Source organism: Tenacibaculum bernardetii, from assembly GCF_029125915.1.
Lineage (GTDB): Bacteria > Bacteroidota > Bacteroidia > Flavobacteriales > Flavobacteriaceae > Polaribacter > Polaribacter bernardetii.
The window spans coordinates 100541-122652 of sequence record NZ_JAQJCU010000009.1; the positions used below are offsets into that span (position 1 = coordinate 100541).

Below are 22112 nucleotides of genomic sequence, written 5' to 3' on the forward strand. Positions count from 1 at the left end.
ATTTAATAGTTTTTAAAAGTAATAATTAGTAATTGGTATTGTTAAAGAATGTTAAAATTTTAACAAACCTTTATCATTTTTTTTATCTAAAAATAAACTTTTTCGAACTTTTTTGATGGAAGTTTTAATTAAGTTTTGCTGTTCAGGAAAATGATTTATTAATACATCGTTTTGTATTTCGATGGCTTTTATATTGGTAATGTTTTCAATTTCTAAATAAAAATAAACAATATCACCATCGTATTCTTTACCGATAAAACGATAGGTTACATTAGTGTCGTTTATTTTAACTCTAAAATGTTTTTGTAAATAATTAAAGAAAAGTTCATCAACTTTTTTAAACTCATCTTTTGTAGTTAATTGTAAATCTACGTTGTAGTCTTTATTAATGGCATTTTCTATATCATCAATAAAAACATTCATAATCATTTGAACAGATTGTGTTTTTTCTTTGTATTCAATTTCTGTTAAAGAAATATAGTATTTGTGAACACTAAAAGAGAATAGTGGAAGGATAAATAATAGTATAAATATTTTTTTCATAACTTTTTAAAGACCAATTATTGCGCCAAATTACTAATTATAATTGTTTGAATGTAGTTTTTTAAAGGCTTCGGATTTCTTTTTTAAAAATAGAATCATATTTATGTCACCTGAATTATAAATCTGATTAAAATTTTCATCAGAAGTACAAAAATAAATAAACTTGTAAACGTCTGATTCTTTGATGTTATACTCCTTTACAATATGCTTAGAATACGTGTTTTTTAATTTTTTTACTTTTATCTCTAATGTTTCAATAGATTTAAGTTTTCGGAGTTTAGTTATCCTTCCGGAAATACTATTAATGATATAATCTAAAGAAACAGAGGTTAAGCCTATCGGATGACTTCCTCCCATTGCAGTATGTAATTTTCTTTCGGCAGGCGTCATTATTCTAGAGCCAGCATAAGGAATTTTTAATGTTTCTGCATTTATTTCTTTTGTAGAGGTAATATTTTTACTGTCTGAACTTAAATACCCTAAAAGATTATTTTTTTTTAAGGCAACTTCATCTAATTCATACAATGTTTTCTCTAACTCAAAGCTGTTTTTTTGTATTCCGAAATGCTTAATTTTCACAATAAAAACAGCTGTTTTATAACCCATAAAAGATATTTGCAAAGAATCGTTTACTTTTGCTAAAACTCTAAATTCGCCATTTTCATTGGTAAAAGTACCTTGTTTAGAATTTAAGTTAACAACATGCGCGTTATAAACACCGCCAATCTTATCTTTTACATCAGCATACAAGAATTTTCGATTTTCCTGAGATTGTGTTTTTAAAAAAGAAATTAATATAATAAAAAAGACTAACCGTTTATTCATTCGGGTGAATTTATAATTTTTAAATAACTTATACTTTCTTGTTGCAATATTTTTAACATTTCTAAGACTTTGCCATCTTTATATAGTTCTTCTATATTTAAGGAATTACAGTAAGCTAAAAAGTGGTGATATTTTTCTTTTGGAATTTTTAATTCACCAAAAAAGAATTTTTCACCAAACTGAGAAATTAACATGTTAGGAAAATTCTCTTTATATTTAATTTCTTTTCGAACTCTTCTTTTTTCTGCAGCATATTTATCGGGACCAGAATTAAAACCACCACCTACACCAGCAAATTTAGCTGTAGGATCCGTTTGTTTTTGCATGTTTGGCGCTTTAGAACGGTCTATAGCATCAACGGTAGTACTAACCACTTTTTCAAAATCTATCATCGAAAAATCTAAAGCACTTTTAGATTTGTCTTTTCCAATATCTTTAGGTGTTTTTTTTGCATCAACACCTAATGAGCCTATTAAATCATGTTTTTTTAATATAATTTCATCAAGCTCAAGAGCCTCTTTTTCTAAAATAATTTCATTCTTAAATAAGCCGAAATTCTTAATTTTCACCTTAAAAAAGGTTGTTTTATAGCCAACAAACGATATTTGTAAGGAATCATTAACTTTTGCTAAGATCCTAAACTCACCTTCTTCATCAGTATAAGTTCCTTGGTTTGTTTTTAGATTAATTATATGTGCGTTAGATACTGCTCCGATTTTATCTTTTATCGTAGCATATATAAATTTTCGATTTTCTTGAGCAAAGATTTTAAAAGAAATAGTTAAAAAAAATAAAAGTAAGAGTAGTTGTTTTTTCATAGATTTATTTTTGAGTAACCCGAGTGTTTTCTTTATGTAAAAGATACGGAGAGTTTTTACTATTATCCAATAAAACTGTAGTAAGTTCTAAAAATTTATCTTTTCTATATAAATTGATAATACCTTTTGAGATGCAAAATTCTAAAAACGGATTGATGTTTTCTTTTGTTATTTTCAGCTGATAAATAAAGAAGCTATCTGTAAAATGCTTTCTTATTTTAAGGATATTTTCATCTTCGATCTTTAATTTTTTAAAAACCTTTTTTTGTTTTGTATTACCGTTCAAAGCATTCACGAGTCCACCTAAATTAACAGACAAACCTGAGTTAATAGCTACCGTTTTTTTACCTTTAATCTGTTGGTTTTTAGCGTACGGTAACTTTAATGTTTGGGCATTAACAATTGGGCCTTTGTATATTAGTATGTCTTTGTCAACTTCAAAAATACCTTTCTTTTTTTTAAGAACAATTTCATCTAACATATAAGTTTTACTATCTAAATGAATGTTAATCTGTTGTAATCTTAAATCATCCTCTGTAATAAGGTGTTCTTTATATTCGTAGTTTACGTGAGAAATTATTAAAACATCACCTTTTGCAGCAAGAATTTCAAAACGACCTTGTTTATCAGAAACCGAACCGATATCTAATTTAGGATTGATAATATGTACGTCTTCCAAAGCTAAACTATCTAAATAAATAGTTCCGGAAACAATTTTAGCATTGTTTTGAGCAACGATAATTAATGAAGTTAAGTAGCATATAAAAAATAAAAACTTTCTCATTTTACAAAGAAACTACCTACTTGTCTTAAAAATGTTTTAAAAGGATGGTAAATTTTTGTTAATTTGAGGTATGAAAAAACTTATTATAGCTAGTACATCAACGATTCACGGAAGCGGATATTTAGAATATATATTACCAACGCTAACTACTTTCTTTAAAGAAGCGAATACTATTTTATTTATTCCTTATGCAAGGCCTGGCGGAATAAGTTACGACGAGTATACAGCTACTGCTAAAAAAGCTTTTGCTACGATTGCTAAAAAAGTAAAAGGTATTCATGAGTTCGAGAATCCGAAGGAAGCATTAAAACAAGCGGACGGGATTTTTACAGGTGGAGGAAATACTTTTGAACTGGTAAATCAATTATATAAAAACGATGTAATAAGCGCTTTAAAAGAAGTTGTAGAGAACGGAACACCCTATTTAGGAACCAGTGCCGGAAGTAATATTTGCGGAGTAACGATGATGAATACCAACGATATGCCAATTGTATATCCGCCAAGTTTTAAAACGTTAGAATTTATTCCGTTTAATATAAATGCACATTATTTAGATCCTATTGAAAATTCTACGCATATGGGAGAAACCCGTGAAACAAGAATAAAGGAGTATCATGTATTTAATATGACTTCAGTTTTAGGTTTGCGAGAAGGAAGTTGGTTAGAAGTAAATGGAGATTCGATTGTTTTAAAAGGGAGTTTATCTGCTCGATTATTTCAAAAAGATAAGATGCCTGTTGAATTGGCAACAAATAAAGAAATAAAAATTTAGCCCAAAAAAACTCCAAACAAATGTTTGGAGTTTTTTTACTTGTTATAAATCATTTCGTTTACAAGCGAGTAATGTGTTTTTTAGTAACATGGCAATAGTCATTGGACCTACGCCACCAGGAACTGGTGTTATAAATGCTGATTTTTCAGATACTTCATTAAAAGCAACATCACCAACTAAACGAAAACCTCGTTTTTTAGAAGAGTCGGCAACACGGGTAATTCCAACATCAATAACAGTAACATTATCCTTAACCATATCGGCTTTTAAAAATTCAGGAATACCTAAAGCAGCAATAATAATATCAGCTTGTAAAGTAATTTCTTTTAAGTTTTTGGTTCTACTATGTGTTAAAGTAACAGTTGCGTTACCTATTTTTCTTTTCTGAGCCAATAAAATACTCATTGGGCTACCTACAATATGACTACGACCAATAACGACAACATTCTTCCCGCTAGTTTCAACATTATAGCGATCTAACAATTCTAAAATTCCAAAAGGCGTAGCAGAAATAAACGTAGGTAAGTTTAAGGCCATTTTACCAACATTTGTTGGGTGAAATCCGTCTACATCTTTATCCGGATTTACGGCCATTAATACTTTTTGTTCATCAATATGATCGGGTAGTGGTAACTGTACAATAAAACCATCAATATCATTATCGATATTTAAAATGGCAATTTCATTAAGTAATTCTTCTTCGGTTGTTTCTTCAGAAAGTCTAATTAAAGAAGATTCAAAACCTACACGGTCACATGCTTTTACCTTTGCGTTAACGTAGGTTAAACTAGCGCCATCGTTACCAACAATAATGGCTGCTAAATGAGGTGTTTTTTTATCTTGATTTTTTAAATCTAATACATCAAGAGCAATTTCTTCTTTAATATCTGCGGATGTTTTTTTACCGTCTAGTAAAATCATTGTGTTGTTGTGTTGTAGTGATTGTTAAACTTATATGTAAAAAAAAAGAGAAGCCACAGCAGCTTCTCTTTTATATTATTTCATTCCTTTCATCATTTGCATCATTTTTCTTCCGCCACCACCTTGCATCATTTTCATCATTTTGCTCATCTGATTGAACTGCTTCATTAACTGGTTTATTTCTTGAACAGAGGTACCAGAACCTTTTGCTATTCTTTTCTTACGACTTGCGTTTATGGAAGAAGGTGTACTTCTTTCTAGCGGAGTCATAGATTGTATAATTGCTTCGATACCTGTAAAAGCATCGTCTTCTATTTCAACATCTTTTAGGGCTTTTCCTGCACCAGGAATCATACCTACAAGATCTTTCATGCTACCCATTTTTTTGATTTGTTGTATTTGACTTAAAAAGTCATCAAAACCAAACTGATCTTTAGCAATCTTCTTTTGTAATTTTCTAGCTTCATCTTCATCGTATTGTTCTTGAGCACGTTCTACTAAAGAGATAACGTCTCCCATACCCAAAATACGATCTGCCATACGATCTGGATAGAATACATCAATTGCATCCATCTTTTCACCAGTACCAATAAACTTAATTGGTTTATTTACGACCGATTTTATCGATAAAGCAGCTCCACCACGTGTATCACCATCTAATTTGGTTAATACAACACCATCGAAGTTTAAAATATCATTAAAGGCTTTTGCAGTATTTACAGCATCTTGCCCTGTCATAGCATCTACAACAAATAATGTTTCTTGCGGATTAACAGCTTTGTGAATGTTAGAAATTTCATTCATCATTTCTTCATCAACAGCTAAACGACCGGCAGTATCAATAATAACTACATTCTTACCGTTTGCTTTTGCATGCTTAATAGCATTTAAAGAAATTTCAACAGGATTTTTATTTTCTACTTCAGCATATACATCAACACCAATTTGTTCTCCAACAACTTGTAACTGATTAATAGCGGCAGGACGATACACATCACAACCTACTAATAATACCTCTTTAGATTTTTTAGTTTTTAAGAAGTTAGCCAATTTACCAGAAAAGGTAGTTTTACCAGATCCTTGTAAACCAGACATTAAAATTACAATAAGAGAGCCACCTAAGTTAACACCAACAGTATCACCTCCCATTAATTCAGTAAGTTCGTCTTTAACTAACTTTACCATTAATTGGCCAGGGTTTAACGTAGTTAATACGTCTTGACCTATCGCTTTTTTCTGAACTCTTTTTGTAAAATCTTTAGCTATCTTAAAGTTAACATCGGCATCCAATAAAGCTCTACGAACTTCCTTTAGCGTTTCTGCAACATTAACTTCAGTAATTTTTCCGTGTCCTTTAAGCGTGTGTAACGCTTTATCTAACTTTTCACTTAAATTATTAAACATGTATCGGCTTCATTTTTAGAGGCACAAATATAGTAATTAGACTTTAGATGTTAGACTTTAGATGCTAGATTTTTAGTCTTTTTTTAAGAAAAATAGATGATAAATAAAATTAAGTAATTTTTCAAGAAGGTTAAAAATTAAAAACTAATGCTTCTCTTTTAAAATAGTAGTGTGATGCTCGGTATGATAACCAGTCCACATAATAATTTCTCTAATTGGCATTTTACCCATTAATGGATGAGGAAGAATTAGGGAATTTAAATCTTTGTTTTTCCAACGCTTCGTTTTGTGTTGTAGTTTTTTATTTTGTACTTGAAGAGTTGCTAATAATTGGTTAAATTTAATTTTTGAAGGTGTTTTTATTTCAATATTAAATTTCCTGGCTCTTTCTTGATTTTTAGAAAGCTTCTCTTGATAGCGTTTTGCAACTTCATCATAAGAACGAACTTCTCTGTTTGAACTTCCGAATTTATATTTTAATAAAAATTTAGGATAACTCAATGCATTATTTACTTGCTTTATTGAAGCTACTAAATGAACAATGTGTTGTCCGGTAGTCCATTTTCCTTCAGGACCCTTTTCATAAGAATCTTCAGGTTGTTTATGTATCCAATTAAATAACTCTTGATGTTTATCCTCTAATAAAGAAATTATAGTTTCTTTTTCCATTATAAAATAGTTTTTTTGCAAACCTGAAATTTATTCAAGTAAACGGATTTGTTTTTCATAAATCGTCTGTAAAACGTTTACGAGATTTTTCTTTACTAAACTTTTCAGCATTATATTCTTTAGAGTTTCCTTTTGCTACAGATAAAGATTTCCAATCATCTCCAGTTGATAATTTACCTAAAAAAACGATTTGACCAATGTGGTACGAGTAATGACATAATTGTCTATTTATGGCTTCTGTTATACTATGACCTTGGTTTCTGATATAAACTATAGTATCAGAATTTTCTTTAGTTATAGTATTTAGTGCGTTAAATAAACATTGCCAACCCATTTCCCAACAAGCGATTACTTCTTCTTGTGAGGTAAAAGAATTTATAAATTCATCATCTCGGTTACGCCATTCTTTTTCTCCATCTTCTGTTAAAAAACAGGTCCAACGAGAACGCATATTGCCTGATATATGTTTTACAATAATAGCTATAGAACTGTCTTCTTTATTTTGTTTCCAGAAAAACTGATCACGATTTAATTGCGCAAATGTTTTATCTCCTAAAAGTTTATAATATTCAAACTGTTTTATTGCACTTGGTAAGTAAGATGCATCCATAAAAAAAGAGCTGATTATATCAGCTCTAATGTACTATTTTTAATTGAATTATTTTTTAGGGATAAAATTTAGTGCAGCGCCATTAATACAATGACGAATGCCTGTTGTTTTTGTTGGGCCATCATTAAATGCATGTCCTAAATGACCGCCACAAGTATTGCATTTTAACTCGGTACGTGCATGACCTATTTTATAATCAACATCTAATTCAACATTTTTTTCTATCGCCCTATCAAAAGCAGGCCAACCAGAACGAGAATCATACTTGTTTTTAGATTTATACAGAGGTGTATTGCAAGCGGCGCAAACATATAACCCTTTTTTATAATTATTATTTAAAGAGCTAGAGTTTTGACGTTCGGTACCAGCCTCTCTAAGAACATAATATTGTATTGGTGTTAAAATACTTTTCCATTCTTTAGCTGTTTTTGAAACTTTATATGTTTTTTTGTCTTGAGCAATCCCCGAACAATTAACAAATGTTATTAAAAATAAAGCTATTATACTATTTTTCATAATTACTGAATAATAAAATCAACAATATTAGAAGTTACCTTTTTGTTACGAAGTATTTTAGTGTGACCTAAGCCTTTGGTGATTAAAAGTTTTCCTTCTTTTGTATTTTGACGAATATTTATTGCGCAACTTACAGGAACATCGCCATCATTAGAATCATGAACTATTAAAACAGGAATGTTTATATTTTTAGCAACAATACTCGATGAATGAAGGTCTATGTCTGTATTCCATTGTTTATCAAAAATGCTTTTCATTTTAGAAGCAACAACCGACTTTACTTTTAAGTTTTTAGTAAAGTTTAAAATAACGTCAGAAATTTTATCAGCAGCACCAACAGTTACCAACTTATTAATTTTAAAATTATCAGCCACACTGTTGTATAAACACATACCACCAAAAGAATGCCCTACGGCAGCATCAAAAGGTCCAAAGTGATTGTCTATTTCGGTAATGGTGTCTAAAAAATCGGGCATCATCGTTGTTTTTCCTTCAGAGTTACCGTGAGCAGGACCATCAAAAGAGATAACCATATATCCTTTTTCTAAAAGTTTATCAGCAATCATAAATAATTGTGTGCTTCTTCCAGCCCAACCGTGTACTAGTAAAACTTTCTTTTTAGAATATCCATAAGATAGTATTTCTACTTTTTTAGAAATATTAGGTATGGTTATTGTTTTCTTCTGTGCGCTTTTTAGCATTACTTTTTCTCTTTTCAGGATAGTAAATTTTATAGGAGTGCTAAATAATTTTATGCCAAGCTTAGCTGTTAAACTGGTTGAGAAAAACTGAGTAGTTTTCGCTACTAATATAATTGGTTTAGGAATGCTTAAACTTGGAGGAAATAATATTGAATTTTTAAAATTCATGTAAATAATTTTTAAGATAAAGATAGAATTTGTAAGTTTAAACGTACAAATTGTTTACTACTTTTGTGACACTATTTTTTAGTGTGTCTTAACTAAAACAATCAAAAATAAATAAAAACAATAATAAATGAAAAGAATTATAGCCATAGGAATTGTTGCAATATTTTTAATAGAGTGTAGTACAGTGCCTATTACAGGAAGAAAACGACTTAACTTTGTAAGTGACGCAGAAGTGTTACCTGCTAGTTTTGCACAATATAAAGGGTTTTTAGAAGAAAATAAATTATCTAAAGACGTTTCTAAATCTAATCAAATTAAAAGAGTAGGTAAAAATATTTCGGAAGCTGTAGATCGTTTCATGAGAGCAAACGGAATGAAATCTGAAGCAGATTCCTATAAATGGGAGTTTAATTTAGTAGAAGATAAAACTGTAAATGCTTGGTGTTTACCAGGAGGTAAAGTTGTTTTTTATACAGGTATCTTACCAATTTGTGCTAACGAAGACGGTATTGCTGCGGTTATGGGGCACGAAGTAGCACATGCTTTTGCAAAGCATGGTCAAGAACGTATGTCTACTGGGCAATTACAACAATTAGGTGGTGCAGCAGTAGCTTTAGGTACTAGAAATAGTAAAAATTCAGCTATTTTTAATACAGCTTATGGTTTGGGAACTCAAGTAGGTGTAATGTTGCCTTTTAGTAGAAGTCACGAAACAGAAGCAGATAAATTAGGTTTAGTGTTTATGTTAATGGCGGGTTATAATGGTTCGGAAGCTGCCGAGGTTTGGGTAAGAATGAGTCAACAAACAAAGGGACAAAAAGCTCCGGCAGAATTTATGAGCACGCACCCTTCTAATCAAACACGTATTAATACACTTAGGTCATATTTACCAGAAGCAAAAAAATTAGCAGCAAAATTTAATGTACCTGGAAAATAATTAGAGAGTAAATTATTTTATATTATATTGCAAACCGTTCATTTTATGAGCGGTTTTTTTATTATAAGATATTAGATATATGTATAAAAGAGGAGATAAGAAATTAATTAATGCATGGGCATTTTACGATTGGGCAAACTCAGTATACTCTTTAGTAATTAGTACTGCTGTTTTTCCTTTGTACTATAGTGCTATAACAAAAGGTAAAACAGTTCGTTTTTTAGGAATGGATTGGGAGCACCCAGATAGCTTGTACAGTTATGCATTGTCATTTTCTTTTTTAGTAGTAGCATTTATTTCTCCAATTTTATCAGGAATCGCTGATTATACAGGAAGTAAGAAAAAATTCATGAAATTTTTCTGTTGGATGGGAGGTTTATCTGTAATTGCATTGTATTTCTTTGAAGGCGTAGATACGGTTTGGATCGGTATCTGGTTTACCATTTTAGCAAGTATCGGTTTTTGGGCAAGTTGGGTTTTTTATAATGCATATTTACCAGAAATAGCTTTGCCAGAACAACAAGATAGAGCGAGTGCAAAAGGTTTTATCTATGGATATATTGGTTCAGTTGTTTTATTGATAATAAATCTAGGAATGATTATGTTTCCTGAAACATTAGGAATCACATCTGGTATGGCATCTCGGCTTTCTTTTGTGATGGTTGGTATTTGGTGGATTGGTTTTGCTCAAATAACCTTTCGCCGTTTACCAGGAGATATTTATAACAAACAACCTGATAATGATTATATATGGAAAGGGTATAAAGAACTACAAGTTGTATTTAAAGAGGTGTTAAATTACCCTACATTAAAACGATTTTTATTAGCCTTTTTCTTTTTGAGTATTGGTGTACAAACCATCATTTTAATGGCGGCTATTTTTGGTTCTTCAGAGTTAGGCTTAGAATCTACCAATATGATTGCTACCATATTACTGGTACAAGTTGTAGCTATTTTCGGAGCCTTAATTTTTTCTAGGTTTTCAGATAAGTACGGAAATTTTAAAGCTTTAAAATTGACGATTGCGATATGGATGCTTGTTTGTTTTTTTGCATTTTCATTAGATAAATCTCAAGAAAATGTGGCGTTATATTTTTACGGATTAGGAGGTATGTTGGGTTTGGTACAAGGAGCTATACAGTCGCTAACACGATCTACGTATTCTAAATTATTACCAGAAACAGAAGACCACGCAACGTATTTTAGTTTTTATGATGTAACAGAAAAAATAGCAATTGTTTTAGGAACTTCTGTTTACGGAGCGTTATATGCAATTACCGATTCTATGCAATGGTCAGTTTTATGTTTAGCTATTTTCTTTTTAATATCATTCATTATTTTAAGCACGCTAAAGAGAACTAAATACGTAGCCTAAATTTAAAATGGAGCAGGAGAAGTAAATTGTACTTCTTTTTTACTGATAGGATGCCTAAAGCTTAAGTTTTCTGCGTGTAAATATAACCTGTTAGCTTTTGTTCCATATAAATCATCACCTACAATAGGTATGTTCAAGCCTAACTGATGTGCTGCATGTACTCGTAACTGATGTGTACGACCTGTAATAGGATAAAAATATACTTTTGTTTTACTATCTACAACTTCAATAACCTCCCATTTAGTAAGAGCTTTTTTACCTTGTTCGTAGCATACTAATTGTTTAGGTCTATCATCTAAATCAACTCTTAGCGGTAAGTTTATTTCACCGTTTTTTTTATATAAAGAGCCATGTAATAAAGCAACATAGCGTTTTTTTATAGTTCTGTTGATGAACTGCGCTTGTAGATTTTTATGAATAATTTCGTTTTTAGCGATCAATAAAATGCCGGAAGTAGACATGTCTAAGCGATGAACAATCAATGGGCCGGTAGCATTTGGATATTTCTTTTTAATTCGACTATACACCGAGTCTTTAACTTCTTTTCCTGCTACAGATAATAATTCGTGTGGTTTGTTGATTACAAGCAGATACTCATCTTCAAATATAACCTCTATTTCTTTTTTTACTTGAAACTGCGCTATTAGCGGATTGTCATCAACAGTTAATCCTTGTAACATATGGTGTAAGATAGGTTTACATTTACCGGTACATGCCGAATAATAATGTTGGTGTTTTCGAACAGCAGTAGCCGATGGTTTTCCCCACCAAAATTCTGCCATGCAAATAGGAGTGAGGTTGTTTAAAAAAGCGTATTGTAGTAATTTCGGAGCACAACAATCACCAGCACCGGCAGGAATATTTTGAGTAGAATCTTTAAAGATGTTTAATAAATTCTCTTTTTCATTTTTAGCGTTTAAAAACTGATATTGTTTAAATATTTCTTGTTGACCAGCTGCAGAAAGTTCTTTTCGTTGTTGTTTTAGTTGCTGTATTTGTAATAAGTAATTATTGTATTCTTCTTGCAGAGAAGCTATTTGAGTGTTTAAATAAACTTCATATTCACGTAAATAAAACTCCTCATTAATATTAAGTTGATTGTCTTGTTTAGACAGCTCTTTTCTTAATTTTCGGCGTGCTTTAATTACTTTTTTTTCTTCACTTAAAAGAGTTTCATTTCTAGAAACCCTTTTTAAATATGATTTTTTAATTGTTAAATAATCAATATTACTTTCTAGTTCAGAAAGTTGAAGATTAATTTGATTGTTTTTCTCTTCTGTTTTTAAGAACACTCCGTTTTCAACTAAAACATCGTATACCGGTGGTACGAATTTTTTATGATGAGTAGTTTCTGCAATTTTACCTGAAAAAGCAGCTAAATAACCTATTTCTCCATCATTTTTTTTAACGACCAATACGCCAAACATTTTACCCAAAGCATCTTTGCTATTCGGGTTTTTTAATCCAAAATTATGATTAAAATCTGTTTGATTTTCTAAATATTCTTGCAGTTCTTTAGCCGCTGTTTTAGCTAAAGAATGTGGTGTGTAGTTGTGCGGGTAATCAAAGTTTTTAGGTAGTGATACTTTGCTTACTCCAGTAATAAAAGAGGTGAATTTATTCATGATAAAAAGAATAAAGTGTTGCTTTCACAACACTTTATAAAGTTAAGATCTATATATTTTATCGTATAAATCTTTATAAATTTCTTTGATAATTTTACGTTTCATTTTCATAGTAGGAGTAAGGTGTCCTCCATCTATAGACCATTCTTCAGCGGTTAATTCAAATCGCTTAATAGCTTCCCATTTTCCAAATTTAGAATTACAAAGCGTAACTTCTTCTTGAATACGATCAATTACTTTTGGATTATTTATTAAATCGGTATTATTTTCGAATTTAAGATTATGTCTTTTTGCCCATTCTTTTACAAAAATAAAATTAGGCTGAATTAAAGCTGCCGGCATTTTTTCTCCTTCACCAATAACCATAACCTGTTCTATGAAACGAGATTGTTTTAATTCACCTTCTAATAATGGCGGAACAACATATTTTCCACCAGAAGTTTTAAACATTTCTTTAGTACGACCAGTAATTGTTAAGAACCCATCTTTATCTAGTTCTCCTTTATCACCTGTATAGAAATAACCATCTTTTAATACTTCTGCTGTTTTTTCAGCATCTTTATAATACCCTAACATTACATTAGGTCCTTTTACTAAAATTTCACCAGTTTCAGCAAGTTTTAACTCTAGTCCATCAATTAATTTACCAACAGTACCTGCTCTAAATCCGCCATTTCTAACGTCATTTACAGAGATAACAGGAGAGGTTTCGGTAAGACCATAACCTTCCATAACCGGCATTCCTGCAGCAGCAAATATTCTTGTTAAACGCGGTTGTAAAGCGGCAGAACCAGAAACCATTAATTTTAACTCACCACCTAAGGCTGCTTGCCATTTAGAGAAAATTAATTTACGCGCAACACTTAATTGTTTCTCATACCACCATCCGTTAGCTCCGTATGGTTCGTATTTTAAACCTAAATCGATAGCCCAAAAGAATAATGCTTTTTTAATTCCTGATAAATCAGCTCCTTTAGCATAAATCTTATCATAAATTTTTTCATACAGTCTAGGAACTGCAGTCATTACATGTGGTTTAATTTCTTGCGCATTTTCACTTAGTTTATCAATTCCTTCTGCAAAATAGATAGAAACACCACAGTATTGATATAAATACAATATCATGCGTTCAAAAATATGACAGATAGGTAAAAAACTTAATCCGCGTTCTTTTCCATATAATAGAGGAACTCTCTTTTCGCTAGCTAAAACATTAGAAACAATGTTTCCGTGAGAAAGCATAACTCCTTTTGGTCTTCCAGTAGTACCAGAGGTGTAGATTAAGGTTGCTAAACTATCAGAAGTAACTGCATTTTTACGTGCTTCAACTTCGTTCTGATTACTTGTATCTTTACCTAATTCTAAAATTTCTTTCCAACTTTTTTCATTAGCAATGTCATCAAAAGTAAAAATCCCTTTTAATTTAGTGTTCCCTTTAATTTGATTTAATTTTTCTAAGACAACTTCATCAGAAACAAAGCAATAAATAGACTCAGAGTGATTTAAAACATATTCGTAATCTTCTTTCGAAATAGTAGGATAGATAGGTACATTTTGTGCACCTGTTTGTAAAATACCTATATCACATATGTTCCATTCCGTACGGTTGTTTGTTGATATTACAGCAATCTTATCATTAGGTTGTATACCTAAACGCAATAAACCTCTACTAATGGTGTTCGCTTTATCTATATATTCATTGGTAGATATTGATTCCCATTTACCGTTGTATTTGGTGGTAAGGGCTTTTTCTAAATTATAAGTTTCTTGTTGATAATAAGGGAAATCAAAAAGACGGGTAATTTTAATTGACATAAAGTTAATGTTTTTGCGCCTTGCAAAATAGGTAAAATACCCCGATTGTACAAGTTTTAGCTTAGTGGTTGATTTATTGAGAATTATATATTTTTTTGTATAAATTTTTATATTTTTCTAAGATAATTTTCCGTCTCATTTTCAATGTAGGCGTTAAATGACCAGCATTAACAGTCCATTCATCACTAGTTATTTCGAAGCGTTTTATTTGTTCCCATTTTCCAAATTTTTTATTGTAGTAATCAATTTCTCTTTGAATTCGGTCAATTAATTTTTGATTGATAGCTACATCATTAAGTATATAACTGTGTCTTTTTGCCCATTCGTTTACAAAATCGAAAGAAACTTGTATTAGAGCAGCAGGCATTTTTTCACTTTCTCCAATTATCATAATTTGTTCTATAAAACGAGATTTTTTTAATTCGCTTTCCAATACAGCAGGGGCAATATATTTACCGCCCGAGGTTTTAAAAATTTCTTTTTTTCTATCAGTAATTTTTAAAAAACCATCATCGTCTATTTCTCCAATATCACCGGTATGTAGATACCCGTTTTTAATAGTTTCGTTTGTTTGCGTCTCGTTTTTATAATAGCCCATCATAATATTAGGGCCTTTAACTAAAATCTCACCATCTGCCGCAATTTTTATACTAACATCTTTAATTGCTTTACCAACAGTACCTATTTTAAAACCTTTATTACGCATATCTGTTACAGAAACAGCGGGTGACGTTTCTGTCATTCCGTAGCCTTCAAAAACAGGTATACCTGCGGCAGTAAACGTTTTTATTAAACGAGGTTGCATTGGTGCGCTTCCGGCAAGCATAAAATCTAATTTTCCTCCTAAAGCTTCTTTCCATTTAGAAAAAATAAGTTTGCGAGCTATTTTTAATTGAAATTCATACCACCATCCGTTTTCTTTATACGGTTTGTATTGCTCTGCCAATTTCAAAGACCAAAAGAATAAACGTTTTTTTAAACCAGTTAAATTACTTCCTTTATCAACAATTTTATCAAAAACTTTTTCTAATAACCTAGGCACTACAGCCATAAAATTAGGTTGTACTTCTTTTAGGTTTTCTCCGATTTTATCGATGCTTTCGGCAAAATAAATTTCAAATCCCATGTATTGGCAATAGTAAGAAGCTGCTCTTTCGAAAATATGGGAAATAGGAAGGTAGCTAATAGCTCTTTTTTTATGGTCATTTAAATCTAGTGATTCGGCTACTGCAAAAATATTACTAACTACATTTTCATGAGAAAGCATAACACCTTTAGGTGTGCCTGTTGTACCTGATGTATATATTATTGTAGCTAAATCTGTGGCTTTTATCAAATCTTTTTTTTTGTTAATAAGGTGTTGGTTCTCTTCATTTTTTCCTAAAGATAAAAAAGAGTTCCAGCTATAATCTGTAGCGATATCTTCGAACGTAAAAACTTTTTTAAGTTGTGTTTGATCTTGAACTGCAAGTACTTTTTCATATAAATCATTATCAGAAACAAAACAATAAATACTATCTGAATGATTTAAAACATATGCATAGTCCTTTTCAGAAAAAGTTGGGTAAAGCGGCACATTAATAGCTCCTATTTGTAATATACCAATATCTAAAATATGCCATTTTGGTTGATTGGTATTGGTAATAACTGCTATTTTATCTCCAGGCTTTATTCCTAAGTTTAATAAAGCGCTACTAACGGTGTTTGCATTTTTAATGTAATCTTTTGTTGATGTATTAATCCAAGTATTCTTTTCTTTTGAAACAAAGCATTTTTCTTGTGGATATTGGCTAAGTTGATAATAAGGAAAGTCGAAAAGACGTGTTACCTGTATTGGTTTATGCATATAAATTAGTTTGGCATAAATCTATAAAAAATAAGTTTAAAAAAACAAGTTGTTTTTATTAGTTAGCTATTTTAATCTGCTTTAAAATATACCCAATGATTATTTTCTTTACAAAAAGAAGAGTTTTCATATATTACATCAATTTTAGCATTTTCTATAAAAAAGGCTTTAAACTCAACTGTTCCAGTTAAATCTTTTTTTGTTCCTTTTGTAGTGTTTAACACTTCTAATTTAATCCACTCAACAGATTTTGTCCATTGTAAAATTTCTTTATTTTCTTTGTCAGAAGGTCGAATACTTGAGTGGTGACTTTTTTTTAAGTAGTTAATATCAGCCAATACAAAAGCACTGTATCTCGATCGCATTAATACCTCAGCAGTTAAGACGGTTTGGATGTTTTGATGTGCTTTTTCACAGCAATCACTATATTTTTTAGACGGATTACAAGGGCATTGCATAATAAAAAATTAATTTAAAAGTTCATTTTCTTTTATTCTAAAACAACGTTCTTTACCTAAATATAAAGGATTACCATGTTTTTCAGACCAAAAACCATCTAAAATATCTTTAGATATACAGCGATAAATAACAACGCCTTTATAAGTGTTTTTATCAGTTCCTTTATATTTAAAATTAATAACCAATATGTTATCATTAAAAAAACCAGTTCCAATTTGCTTTTGCTCATCATTAATCAGCCAATCAGCAATAATTCGATTATTAACATCCAAACTTAAAGATAGTACACCTTTGTAGGTGTGTTCTTCGGCGTCTTGATTGTTACCGATAATGTTATAAGCTCCAACTAAATCTTGAACTGTCATTGATTTTAAAAAAATATTGAATTATGAATAGTGTATTGTTTAATAAATTATTCAATCACCTTTTTTATACTACCACATTTAAGCATGGCATCGCCAAAATAAGGGTTTAGAACTTTCTCTTCTTTACTTAACCAATATGCACCTTTATCGCTATTTGCCATAGGACAAAATTGACTATACACTTTCTCGTTTATTCCAAAAGTTTCAATAGCACTTATTAAGTTTAATGACAAGCTATTCAAGTAATTTCTTTGCATCTTAATATCAGTAGCTTTAAAAATCATGTTAAGAGCTGCTTTAATTTCCTTTTCAAAAGACATCCATTTTATATGTGCATCGTTTTTTTTAAGTAGCTTCATATCAACCTTGGTTAAATTAGCGATCGTCTTTTTTGTAGCAATAGTAGCAGTATTAAAATCATCTTTAATTAAAGCGTCTTTTAGTTCAATATAATTATTTAAAACAATTTTTAATTGTTCTTGAAATTTAACAGGTACTTTAAGTCGCTCATTTTTTGTGATGTTTAATATATTTGTTTCTAGATGCTTTTCATGATCAGCAGTTGTTTTATTCATCATCGATTTTTTGCCTTGTAATTGTGCAGAAGTATCAACAGTAAATGTACCATTGGTTACAATTTCGTTTCCGTTTACGAGCCCATCAACAACCTCATATTGTTTGCCTAATTGTTTACCTATTGTAATTTCTTTCATTTCGAAAATTGGCTCATTAGGGTTTGTTTTTAAATACACCACAGAGCGTTCTCCAGTCCATAATACTGCCGATGTAGGAATCATTAAAAGTTGTTTCTTTTTAGAGATTGTACTCTTAATATTTCCTTCAACAAACATTCCTGTTTTAAATTCTCTATTTTTATTATTTAACACCACACGAAGTTTAGCTGTTCTCGTCTTAGTGTTTAAAGTTGGTTCTATAAAAGCTATTTTGTTTTTATTCTTTTTATTCGGATAAGCATTGGTGGTAACCGTAATATCTTGTCCTTTTTTAAATAACGAGATTTCATTCTCATACACATCAAATAAAGCCCAAACGGTAGTTAGATTTGTTATTTTTAATAAAGCTTGTCCTTGTTTCACATAGTCGCCTTGTGCTACTAGTTTTTCAGACACAGTACCTGAAACGTTTGCATATATAGGAAGATTCTTTGCTACTTTTTGCGATGTTTCAATTTGATTAATTTGATTTTCAGAAATTTTCCAAAGTTTTAATTTATTACGCACAGCTTTATACAATTCAGGTTGTGATTCTTTTAGTGTTGAAGCTGTTATTAACTCTTGTTGGGCTGCAAATAATTCAGGTGAATAAATAGTAGCTAATAGTTGTCCTTTTTTTACTTCTTCTCCTATTGAGCTAATATTTAAACGTTCTATTCTTCCTGAAAAATAACTCGCTTGTATTACGTTTGCATCTTCATTTTCGCCAATCTTTCCTGTTAATTTAAATGTAGTGTCTTCATTAAGACTATTACCAACAACTGATGTTTGAATATTAGCCAACGCCATGGCGTTTTTAGTTAATTTAAACTCATCAGCATTTAATCCTTCTGCACTTGTTTCAGCAGGAATTAAATCCATACCACAAATAGGGCAGTCGCCAGCTTCGGGTTGCATAATTTGTGGATGCATAGAGCAGGTCCACTTTTGGTTCGTTTCTTTAGCTGGTTGAGAATGATTATGAGAAGTATCTTTATTAGGTGAATTACCAAATAATAACCACCCAAATAATAACCCTATTACTAATACCCCTATATAAATTATATATTTTTTCATTACAGTAATTTTTTATTTACTTAATTTTAAAATTCTTGTTGCTCCTTGAATTACAAACACAAATACAATGATTCCTGTTATTAAATCAGGAATACCAGAGTTAGACCAATTTACTAATAGACCCGCTATTATTATTCCAATGTTTATGATAACATCATTAGAGGTAAAAATCATACTTGCTCTCATATGTGCATCATTACTTTTTGATTTTTGTAAAATGTAAAGGCAAATACCATTTGCTATTAAGGCAAAAACAGACACTGTAATCATTGTAGAGAAGATTGGCAGTATTTCAAAACCTATAAACCTTCGTACAACCTCTATAAGACCTATGGTAGCAAGTAATATTTGAAAATAACCAGCATATTTTGCGATGCGTTTCTTTTTTAAAATAGTGCCTCCAACAGCAAAAAGACTTAATCCGTACACAAAAGAATCTGCAAGCATGTCTAAGCTATCTGCAACTAAACCCATCGATTTTGAAATAATACCGGTATACATTTCTATTAAAAAAAATAAAAAGTTTATTAAGAGTACGGTCCATAAAGTTTTTGACTGACTCGTTTTGGATTCATTGAGAGTAATGCTTGTTTTTTCTGAGCTAATTTTATGTTCTTTTAGGTTTAAGTCCTTTATCGCTTCTTCGATATAGGTGGCATTATTTGTGTGAAATATTGTTAAAATTCTATCTTTTAAGTTAAAATCAAGTTGTTTAATACCATCAACATCAGATAACTTCATTTTAATCAGGTTTTCCTCTGAAGGACAATCCATTTTTGATATTTTAAAGATAGTTTTCTTCATTTTAAAATATATTTAAGAGCATTAATAAAGTCATTACAATCATAATTGTATTTTCTATAAACGTAGCCTCTGTCATCGGTAACTTTAAAGCGGTTCCTAAACAAGCACATTGTATTGATTTTTTATCTAATAATGTTTTTGTTACTCCAATTGTTGTTATTCCTAGCACAACAAGCGTAATGATTAAGGCGATGTTTACTTCAAATCGCATCAAGAGCATTAAACCTAAAGCTGTTTCAATAAAAGGATAAATCCATCCATAAATAGGAATGCGTTTTGCTAAAGGATCATACATTTTAAAAGATTCTGGAAATCCTTTTAAATCTAACATTTTAAAAAAGCTAAATACAATGTAAAATAAACCCATAAAATCGAGCATAAATTCACTCCAGCTCCAATTTTTATAATGTAATAATACACTAGCAACGGTTATATAAAACAAGATAAGTAACAGTGGTTTTAGTTGTTGAAGTTTCGTTTTTTCTCCTTCAGTTGTAAAGCTTGAAGGTTGAGAAGAAACTAAGGGTTTTTTATCTTCTTTCATAGAAATAGTATATTTAGAAGGTAATGCTTTTTGCAATTCGTCTAAAGCTATATGACTATTCATACTAACATCTACTTCTCCTTTTTCAAGATTAACAACAGCTGATGTTACTTTTTCTAAAGCGTTTAAGTTTTTTTCAACAGATGCTTTACAACCGCCACAAGTCATTTTAGATACTTTATATGTGTGCTTCATTTTTATTAATTTTAAAATTCAATATATAAACTATAGGTAAAATCTAGCAACATTATGTTTAATACGATGTTGCTAGAGATAATATTAATTAATGCTTATGCTCGTTAGCATTATGTTCTTCTTTTTTTACGTAATCCATTCCGCATTTAGGGCATTCACCTTCCATTTCGCTTCCGCTACCTTCACAATGCATCGGGCAAACATACGCAGATGTATGTTCTTTTCCTTTCTTTGCTACTTCTTCGGTTTCGTTAGTTTTAGTTTCTTTTTTTGCGTCTTTACAAGATACAGTTGTTAGCATAATACCTAATACGAATACTCCTAAAATTGTTTTTATTGTTTTCATTTTAAATTGATTTTATAGTTAATAAATAATAGAATTTTAATTGGTTAAATAGTTAATAATAGTAGTTTGTAAATAATATTTTTTGATAGATGTTATTTGATTCATTTGAAACTTTAATTGTAATTCTTGAATGTCTAAAACATCTTTAAAATTAATTGTTCCTGTTTCGTAACTTTTTACCAAAATAGTTTCAGCATTTTTAGCTTGTTTTAAGTTTTTAGTTTGCGTTTTATAACTAATTCTTGCTGAGGTTCTATCTTTTAAAGCTTTGTCTAAAATTGTTTCTAAATTATTGAATCGTTCTTGTTTTTGAGTCGCTACTTCTTGTTGTTGCAGCTTATTTTGCTTGCTTTTTGATTTGTATTTCTTGTTGAAAATCGGAATAGAAATAGAAACCATTGGCATAATAATATCTTTTCCGTTATCATTAAAGTTCATTTCCGAGCGCTTTTCAACATTTATATAATCCAAACCAAAACCAATCATCGGACTGCTTTCTTTTTGATTCAGTAATTCCGATTTTTCTATAGATTGATACAACTTATCATACTTTAATAACTCAGGATGTAATGCTAAATTATCAGAATCTATTTCAAAATCTTCAGAAGGGAAATTCAATTTATTTATAACATTAATTTTAATCGCTTTATCCTGATTTAATAGTTTATTAAATTTAGTTTGTTCAGCCAAAAATTGTTGATCTAAGATTTCTAATAATTGTTGCATTTCATTCTGACGCATTTGCAATCGCAATACATCTACCACAGATGCTTTACCAACTTCAACAGATGTTAAAGCTAATGTTTCGTAGGTTTTAAGCAGTTTAATGTTTTCAATTAAAATTGACTGTTTTGTCTTATTTGCGTATAAAGTATAATAGGATTGCGAAACCGAAGAAATTAGTCTTCTTTTAGCTATTACAATATCTTCAAATTTAACATCAGCCAAAGTACTTACATAATTTTCTCTTACTGTAATGCTTCCAAACCAAGGCATCATTTGTTTTGCAGAAATCTTAAAACGTTGTGCTCCTGTTCTTGTTTCTGGCTCACTTATAAAATAACCAACACCAAACTCAGTATTAGGTATTGCATTTACTTCATTTACTTTTTCGGAAGCAATAGAATATTGCAATTCAAACTTTTTAATTTCTGGATTATTATCTAAAGCTTTATTGATATAAGTTTCTAATTCTTGACTTTGAGTGTTTAGAACAAAGAAAAAAGAACCAAGAAGTAAGACAGTTTTGTATATAATGGATATATTTTTCATGATATATT

The 22112-nt window shown here is 30.3% G+C and carries 23 protein-coding genes; 3 read left to right on the plus strand and 20 right to left on the minus strand.

Annotated elements, in window-relative coordinates:
• Positions 1 to 51 precede the first annotated feature (51 nt).
• The 4 genes from P2G10_RS09270 to P2G10_RS09285 are packed head-to-tail and all read right to left on the minus strand — an operon-like array spanning position 52 to position 2970.
• Positions 52 to 543, minus strand: a complete 492-nt coding sequence (locus tag P2G10_RS09270) for a DUF6702 family protein (RefSeq protein ID WP_275316249.1) — start codon at positions 541 to 543, stop codon at positions 52 to 54.
• Between the two features lie 33 nt (positions 544 to 576).
• A complete protein-coding gene (locus tag P2G10_RS09275; RefSeq protein ID WP_275316250.1) occupies positions 577 to 1368 on the minus strand; it encodes a carboxypeptidase-like regulatory domain-containing protein in 792 nt (263 codons plus the stop codon).
• A complete protein-coding gene (locus P2G10_RS09280) occupies positions 1365 to 2186 on the minus strand; it encodes a carboxypeptidase-like regulatory domain-containing protein (RefSeq protein WP_275316251.1) in 822 nt (273 codons plus the stop codon). The genes P2G10_RS09275 and P2G10_RS09280 overlap by 4 nt, the downstream gene beginning before the upstream one ends.
• Before the next feature lie 4 nt (positions 2187 to 2190).
• On the minus strand, positions 2191 to 2970 hold the full coding sequence (locus tag P2G10_RS09285) for a carboxypeptidase-like regulatory domain-containing protein (protein ID WP_275316252.1): 780 nt from the start codon (positions 2968 to 2970) through the stop codon (positions 2191 to 2193).
• A gap of 70 nt (positions 2971 to 3040) precedes the next feature.
• Between P2G10_RS09285 and pepE the strand changes: the two genes are divergently transcribed.
• The gene (pepE, locus tag P2G10_RS09290; protein ID WP_275316253.1) at positions 3041 to 3742 is read left to right on the plus strand and encodes a dipeptidase PepE; all 702 of its coding nucleotides are present in this window, start codon (positions 3041 to 3043) and stop codon (positions 3740 to 3742) included.
• A gap of 42 nt (positions 3743 to 3784) precedes the next feature.
• On the opposite strand, the gene folD is transcribed toward pepE, so the two are convergent.
• From folD to P2G10_RS09320, 6 genes are all read right to left on the minus strand, one after another.
• Entirely contained in the window at positions 3785 to 4663 is an 879-nt protein-coding gene (gene folD, locus P2G10_RS09295; protein WP_218772367.1) for a bifunctional methylenetetrahydrofolate dehydrogenase/methenyltetrahydrofolate cyclohydrolase FolD, read from the minus strand.
• A gap of 75 nt (positions 4664 to 4738) precedes the next feature.
• Positions 4739 to 6067 carry a signal recognition particle protein gene (gene ffh / locus P2G10_RS09300; RefSeq protein ID WP_275316254.1) on the minus strand — a complete coding sequence of 443 codons (1329 nt, stop codon included), beginning with the start codon at positions 6065 to 6067 and terminating at the stop codon, positions 4739 to 4741.
• Positions 6068 to 6211: 144 nt separating this feature from the next.
• Positions 6212 to 6736: a DinB family protein gene (locus tag P2G10_RS09305; RefSeq protein ID WP_218772369.1), complete on the minus strand. Its 525-nt coding sequence runs from the start codon at positions 6734 to 6736 to the stop codon at positions 6212 to 6214.
• A gap of 55 nt (positions 6737 to 6791) precedes the next feature.
• Entirely contained in the window at positions 6792 to 7346 is a 555-nt protein-coding gene (locus P2G10_RS09310) for a DUF1572 family protein (RefSeq protein ID WP_275316255.1), read from the minus strand.
• Between the two features lie 48 nt (positions 7347 to 7394).
• Positions 7395 to 7862 (minus strand): peptide-methionine (R)-S-oxide reductase MsrB, encoded by a 468-nt coding sequence (gene msrB / locus P2G10_RS09315; RefSeq protein ID WP_275316256.1) that lies wholly within the window; start codon positions 7860 to 7862, stop codon positions 7395 to 7397.
• Between the two features lie 2 nt (positions 7863 to 7864).
• Complete coding sequence (locus tag P2G10_RS09320) at positions 7865 to 8731, minus strand: alpha/beta hydrolase (RefSeq protein WP_275316257.1); 867 nt, start codon at positions 8729 to 8731, stop codon at positions 7865 to 7867.
• Positions 8732 to 8858: 127 nt separating this feature from the next.
• Here P2G10_RS09320 and P2G10_RS09325 point away from each other — a divergent pair, with 127 nt between their 5' ends.
• Positions 8859 to 9668 carry a M48 family metallopeptidase gene (locus P2G10_RS09325; protein ID WP_275316258.1) on the plus strand — a complete coding sequence of 270 codons (810 nt, stop codon included), beginning with the start codon at positions 8859 to 8861 and terminating at the stop codon, positions 9666 to 9668.
• A gap of 79 nt (positions 9669 to 9747) precedes the next feature.
• Entirely contained in the window at positions 9748 to 11043 is a 1296-nt protein-coding gene (locus tag P2G10_RS09330; RefSeq protein ID WP_275316259.1) for an MFS transporter, read from the plus strand.
• Positions 11044 to 11045: 2 nt separating this feature from the next.
• On the opposite strand, the gene P2G10_RS09335 is transcribed toward P2G10_RS09330, so the two are convergent.
• From P2G10_RS09335 to P2G10_RS09380, 10 genes are all read right to left on the minus strand, one after another.
• A complete protein-coding gene (locus P2G10_RS09335; RefSeq protein ID WP_275316260.1) occupies positions 11046 to 12668 on the minus strand; it encodes an RluA family pseudouridine synthase in 1623 nt (540 codons plus the stop codon).
• 42 nt (positions 12669 to 12710) lie between these two features.
• A complete protein-coding gene (locus P2G10_RS09340; RefSeq protein ID WP_275316261.1) occupies positions 12711 to 14483 on the minus strand; it encodes an AMP-dependent synthetase/ligase in 1773 nt (590 codons plus the stop codon).
• A 73-nt stretch (positions 14484 to 14556) separates the two neighbouring features.
• Positions 14557 to 16329: an AMP-dependent synthetase/ligase gene (locus P2G10_RS09345; protein WP_275316262.1), complete on the minus strand. Its 1773-nt coding sequence runs from the start codon at positions 16327 to 16329 to the stop codon at positions 14557 to 14559.
• Between the two features lie 71 nt (positions 16330 to 16400).
• The gene (locus tag P2G10_RS09350) at positions 16401 to 16787 is read right to left on the minus strand and encodes a YchJ family protein (RefSeq protein ID WP_275316263.1); all 387 of its coding nucleotides are present in this window, start codon (positions 16785 to 16787) and stop codon (positions 16401 to 16403) included.
• 9 nt (positions 16788 to 16796) lie between these two features.
• Complete coding sequence (locus tag P2G10_RS09355; protein WP_275316264.1) at positions 16797 to 17153, minus strand: hypothetical protein; 357 nt, start codon at positions 17151 to 17153, stop codon at positions 16797 to 16799.
• A 47-nt stretch (positions 17154 to 17200) separates the two neighbouring features.
• Positions 17201 to 18943 carry an efflux RND transporter periplasmic adaptor subunit gene (locus P2G10_RS09360; RefSeq protein WP_275316265.1) on the minus strand — a complete coding sequence of 581 codons (1743 nt, stop codon included), beginning with the start codon at positions 18941 to 18943 and terminating at the stop codon, positions 17201 to 17203.
• Between the two features lie 12 nt (positions 18944 to 18955).
• Complete coding sequence (locus tag P2G10_RS09365) at positions 18956 to 19747, minus strand: cation efflux transmembrane domain-containing protein (RefSeq protein ID WP_275316267.1); 792 nt, start codon at positions 19745 to 19747, stop codon at positions 18956 to 18958.
• 1 nt (position 19748) lies between these two features.
• Positions 19749 to 20486, minus strand: coding sequence for a heavy-metal-associated domain-containing protein (locus P2G10_RS09370; protein ID WP_275316268.1), 738 nt, complete (start codon positions 20484 to 20486; stop codon positions 19749 to 19751).
• Between the two features lie 88 nt (positions 20487 to 20574).
• The gene (locus P2G10_RS09375) at positions 20575 to 20832 is read right to left on the minus strand and encodes a heavy metal-binding domain-containing protein (RefSeq protein WP_275316269.1); all 258 of its coding nucleotides are present in this window, start codon (positions 20830 to 20832) and stop codon (positions 20575 to 20577) included.
• 36 nt (positions 20833 to 20868) lie between these two features.
• Positions 20869 to 22104, minus strand: a complete 1236-nt coding sequence (locus P2G10_RS09380; protein ID WP_275316271.1) for a TolC family protein — start codon at positions 22102 to 22104, stop codon at positions 20869 to 20871.
• Between the last annotated feature and the right edge of the window lie 8 nt (positions 22105 to 22112).

Coding starts and splice junctions, on each gene's coding strand:
- P2G10_RS09340 (WP_275316261.1), bottom strand. CDS start 14,483: ATGTCAATTAAAATTACCCGTCTTTTTGATTTCCCTTATTATCAACAA.
- P2G10_RS09360 (WP_275316265.1), bottom strand. CDS start 18,943: ATGAAAAAATATATAATTTATATAGGGGTATTAGTAATAGGGTTATTA.
- P2G10_RS09380 (WP_275316271.1), bottom strand. CDS start 22,104: ATGAAAAATATATCCATTATATACAAAACTGTCTTACTTCTTGGTTCT.
- P2G10_RS09355 (WP_275316264.1), bottom strand. CDS start 17,153: ATGACAGTTCAAGATTTAGTTGGAGCTTATAACATTATCGGTAACAAT.
- P2G10_RS09285 (WP_275316252.1), bottom strand. CDS start 2,970: ATGAGAAAGTTTTTATTTTTTATATGCTACTTAACTTCATTAATTATC.
- folD (WP_218772367.1), bottom strand. CDS start 4,663: ATGATTTTACTAGACGGTAAAAAAACATCCGCAGATATTAAAGAAGAA.
- P2G10_RS09330 (WP_275316259.1), top strand. CDS start 9,748: ATGTATAAAAGAGGAGATAAGAAATTAATTAATGCATGGGCATTTTAC.
- P2G10_RS09305 (WP_218772369.1), bottom strand. CDS start 6,736: ATGGAAAAAGAAACTATAATTTCTTTATTAGAGGATAAACATCAAGAG.
- ffh (WP_275316254.1), bottom strand. CDS start 6,067: ATGTTTAATAATTTAAGTGAAAAGTTAGATAAAGCGTTACACACGCTT.
- P2G10_RS09365 (WP_275316267.1), bottom strand. CDS start 19,747: ATGAAGAAAACTATCTTTAAAATATCAAAAATGGATTGTCCTTCAGAG.
- P2G10_RS09280 (WP_275316251.1), bottom strand. CDS start 2,186: ATGAAAAAACAACTACTCTTACTTTTATTTTTTTTAACTATTTCTTTT.
- P2G10_RS09325 (WP_275316258.1), top strand. CDS start 8,859: ATGAAAAGAATTATAGCCATAGGAATTGTTGCAATATTTTTAATAGAG.
- P2G10_RS09320 (WP_275316257.1), bottom strand. CDS start 8,731: ATGAATTTTAAAAATTCAATATTATTTCCTCCAAGTTTAAGCATTCCT.
- msrB (WP_275316256.1), bottom strand. CDS start 7,862: ATGAAAAATAGTATAATAGCTTTATTTTTAATAACATTTGTTAATTGT.
- pepE (WP_275316253.1), top strand. CDS start 3,041: ATGAAAAAACTTATTATAGCTAGTACATCAACGATTCACGGAAGCGGA.
- P2G10_RS09335 (WP_275316260.1), bottom strand. CDS start 12,668: ATGAATAAATTCACCTCTTTTATTACTGGAGTAAGCAAAGTATCACTA.
- P2G10_RS09350 (WP_275316263.1), bottom strand. CDS start 16,787: ATGCAATGCCCTTGTAATCCGTCTAAAAAATATAGTGATTGCTGTGAA.
- P2G10_RS09270 (WP_275316249.1), bottom strand. CDS start 543: ATGAAAAAAATATTTATACTATTATTTATCCTTCCACTATTCTCTTTT.
- P2G10_RS09375 (WP_275316269.1), bottom strand. CDS start 20,832: ATGAAAACAATAAAAACAATTTTAGGAGTATTCGTATTAGGTATTATG.
- P2G10_RS09310 (WP_275316255.1), bottom strand. CDS start 7,346: ATGGATGCATCTTACTTACCAAGTGCAATAAAACAGTTTGAATATTAT.
- P2G10_RS09275 (WP_275316250.1), bottom strand. CDS start 1,368: ATGAATAAACGGTTAGTCTTTTTTATTATATTAATTTCTTTTTTAAAA.
- P2G10_RS09345 (WP_275316262.1), bottom strand. CDS start 16,329: ATGCATAAACCAATACAGGTAACACGTCTTTTCGACTTTCCTTATTAT.
- P2G10_RS09370 (WP_275316268.1), bottom strand. CDS start 20,486: ATGAAGCACACATATAAAGTATCTAAAATGACTTGTGGCGGTTGTAAA.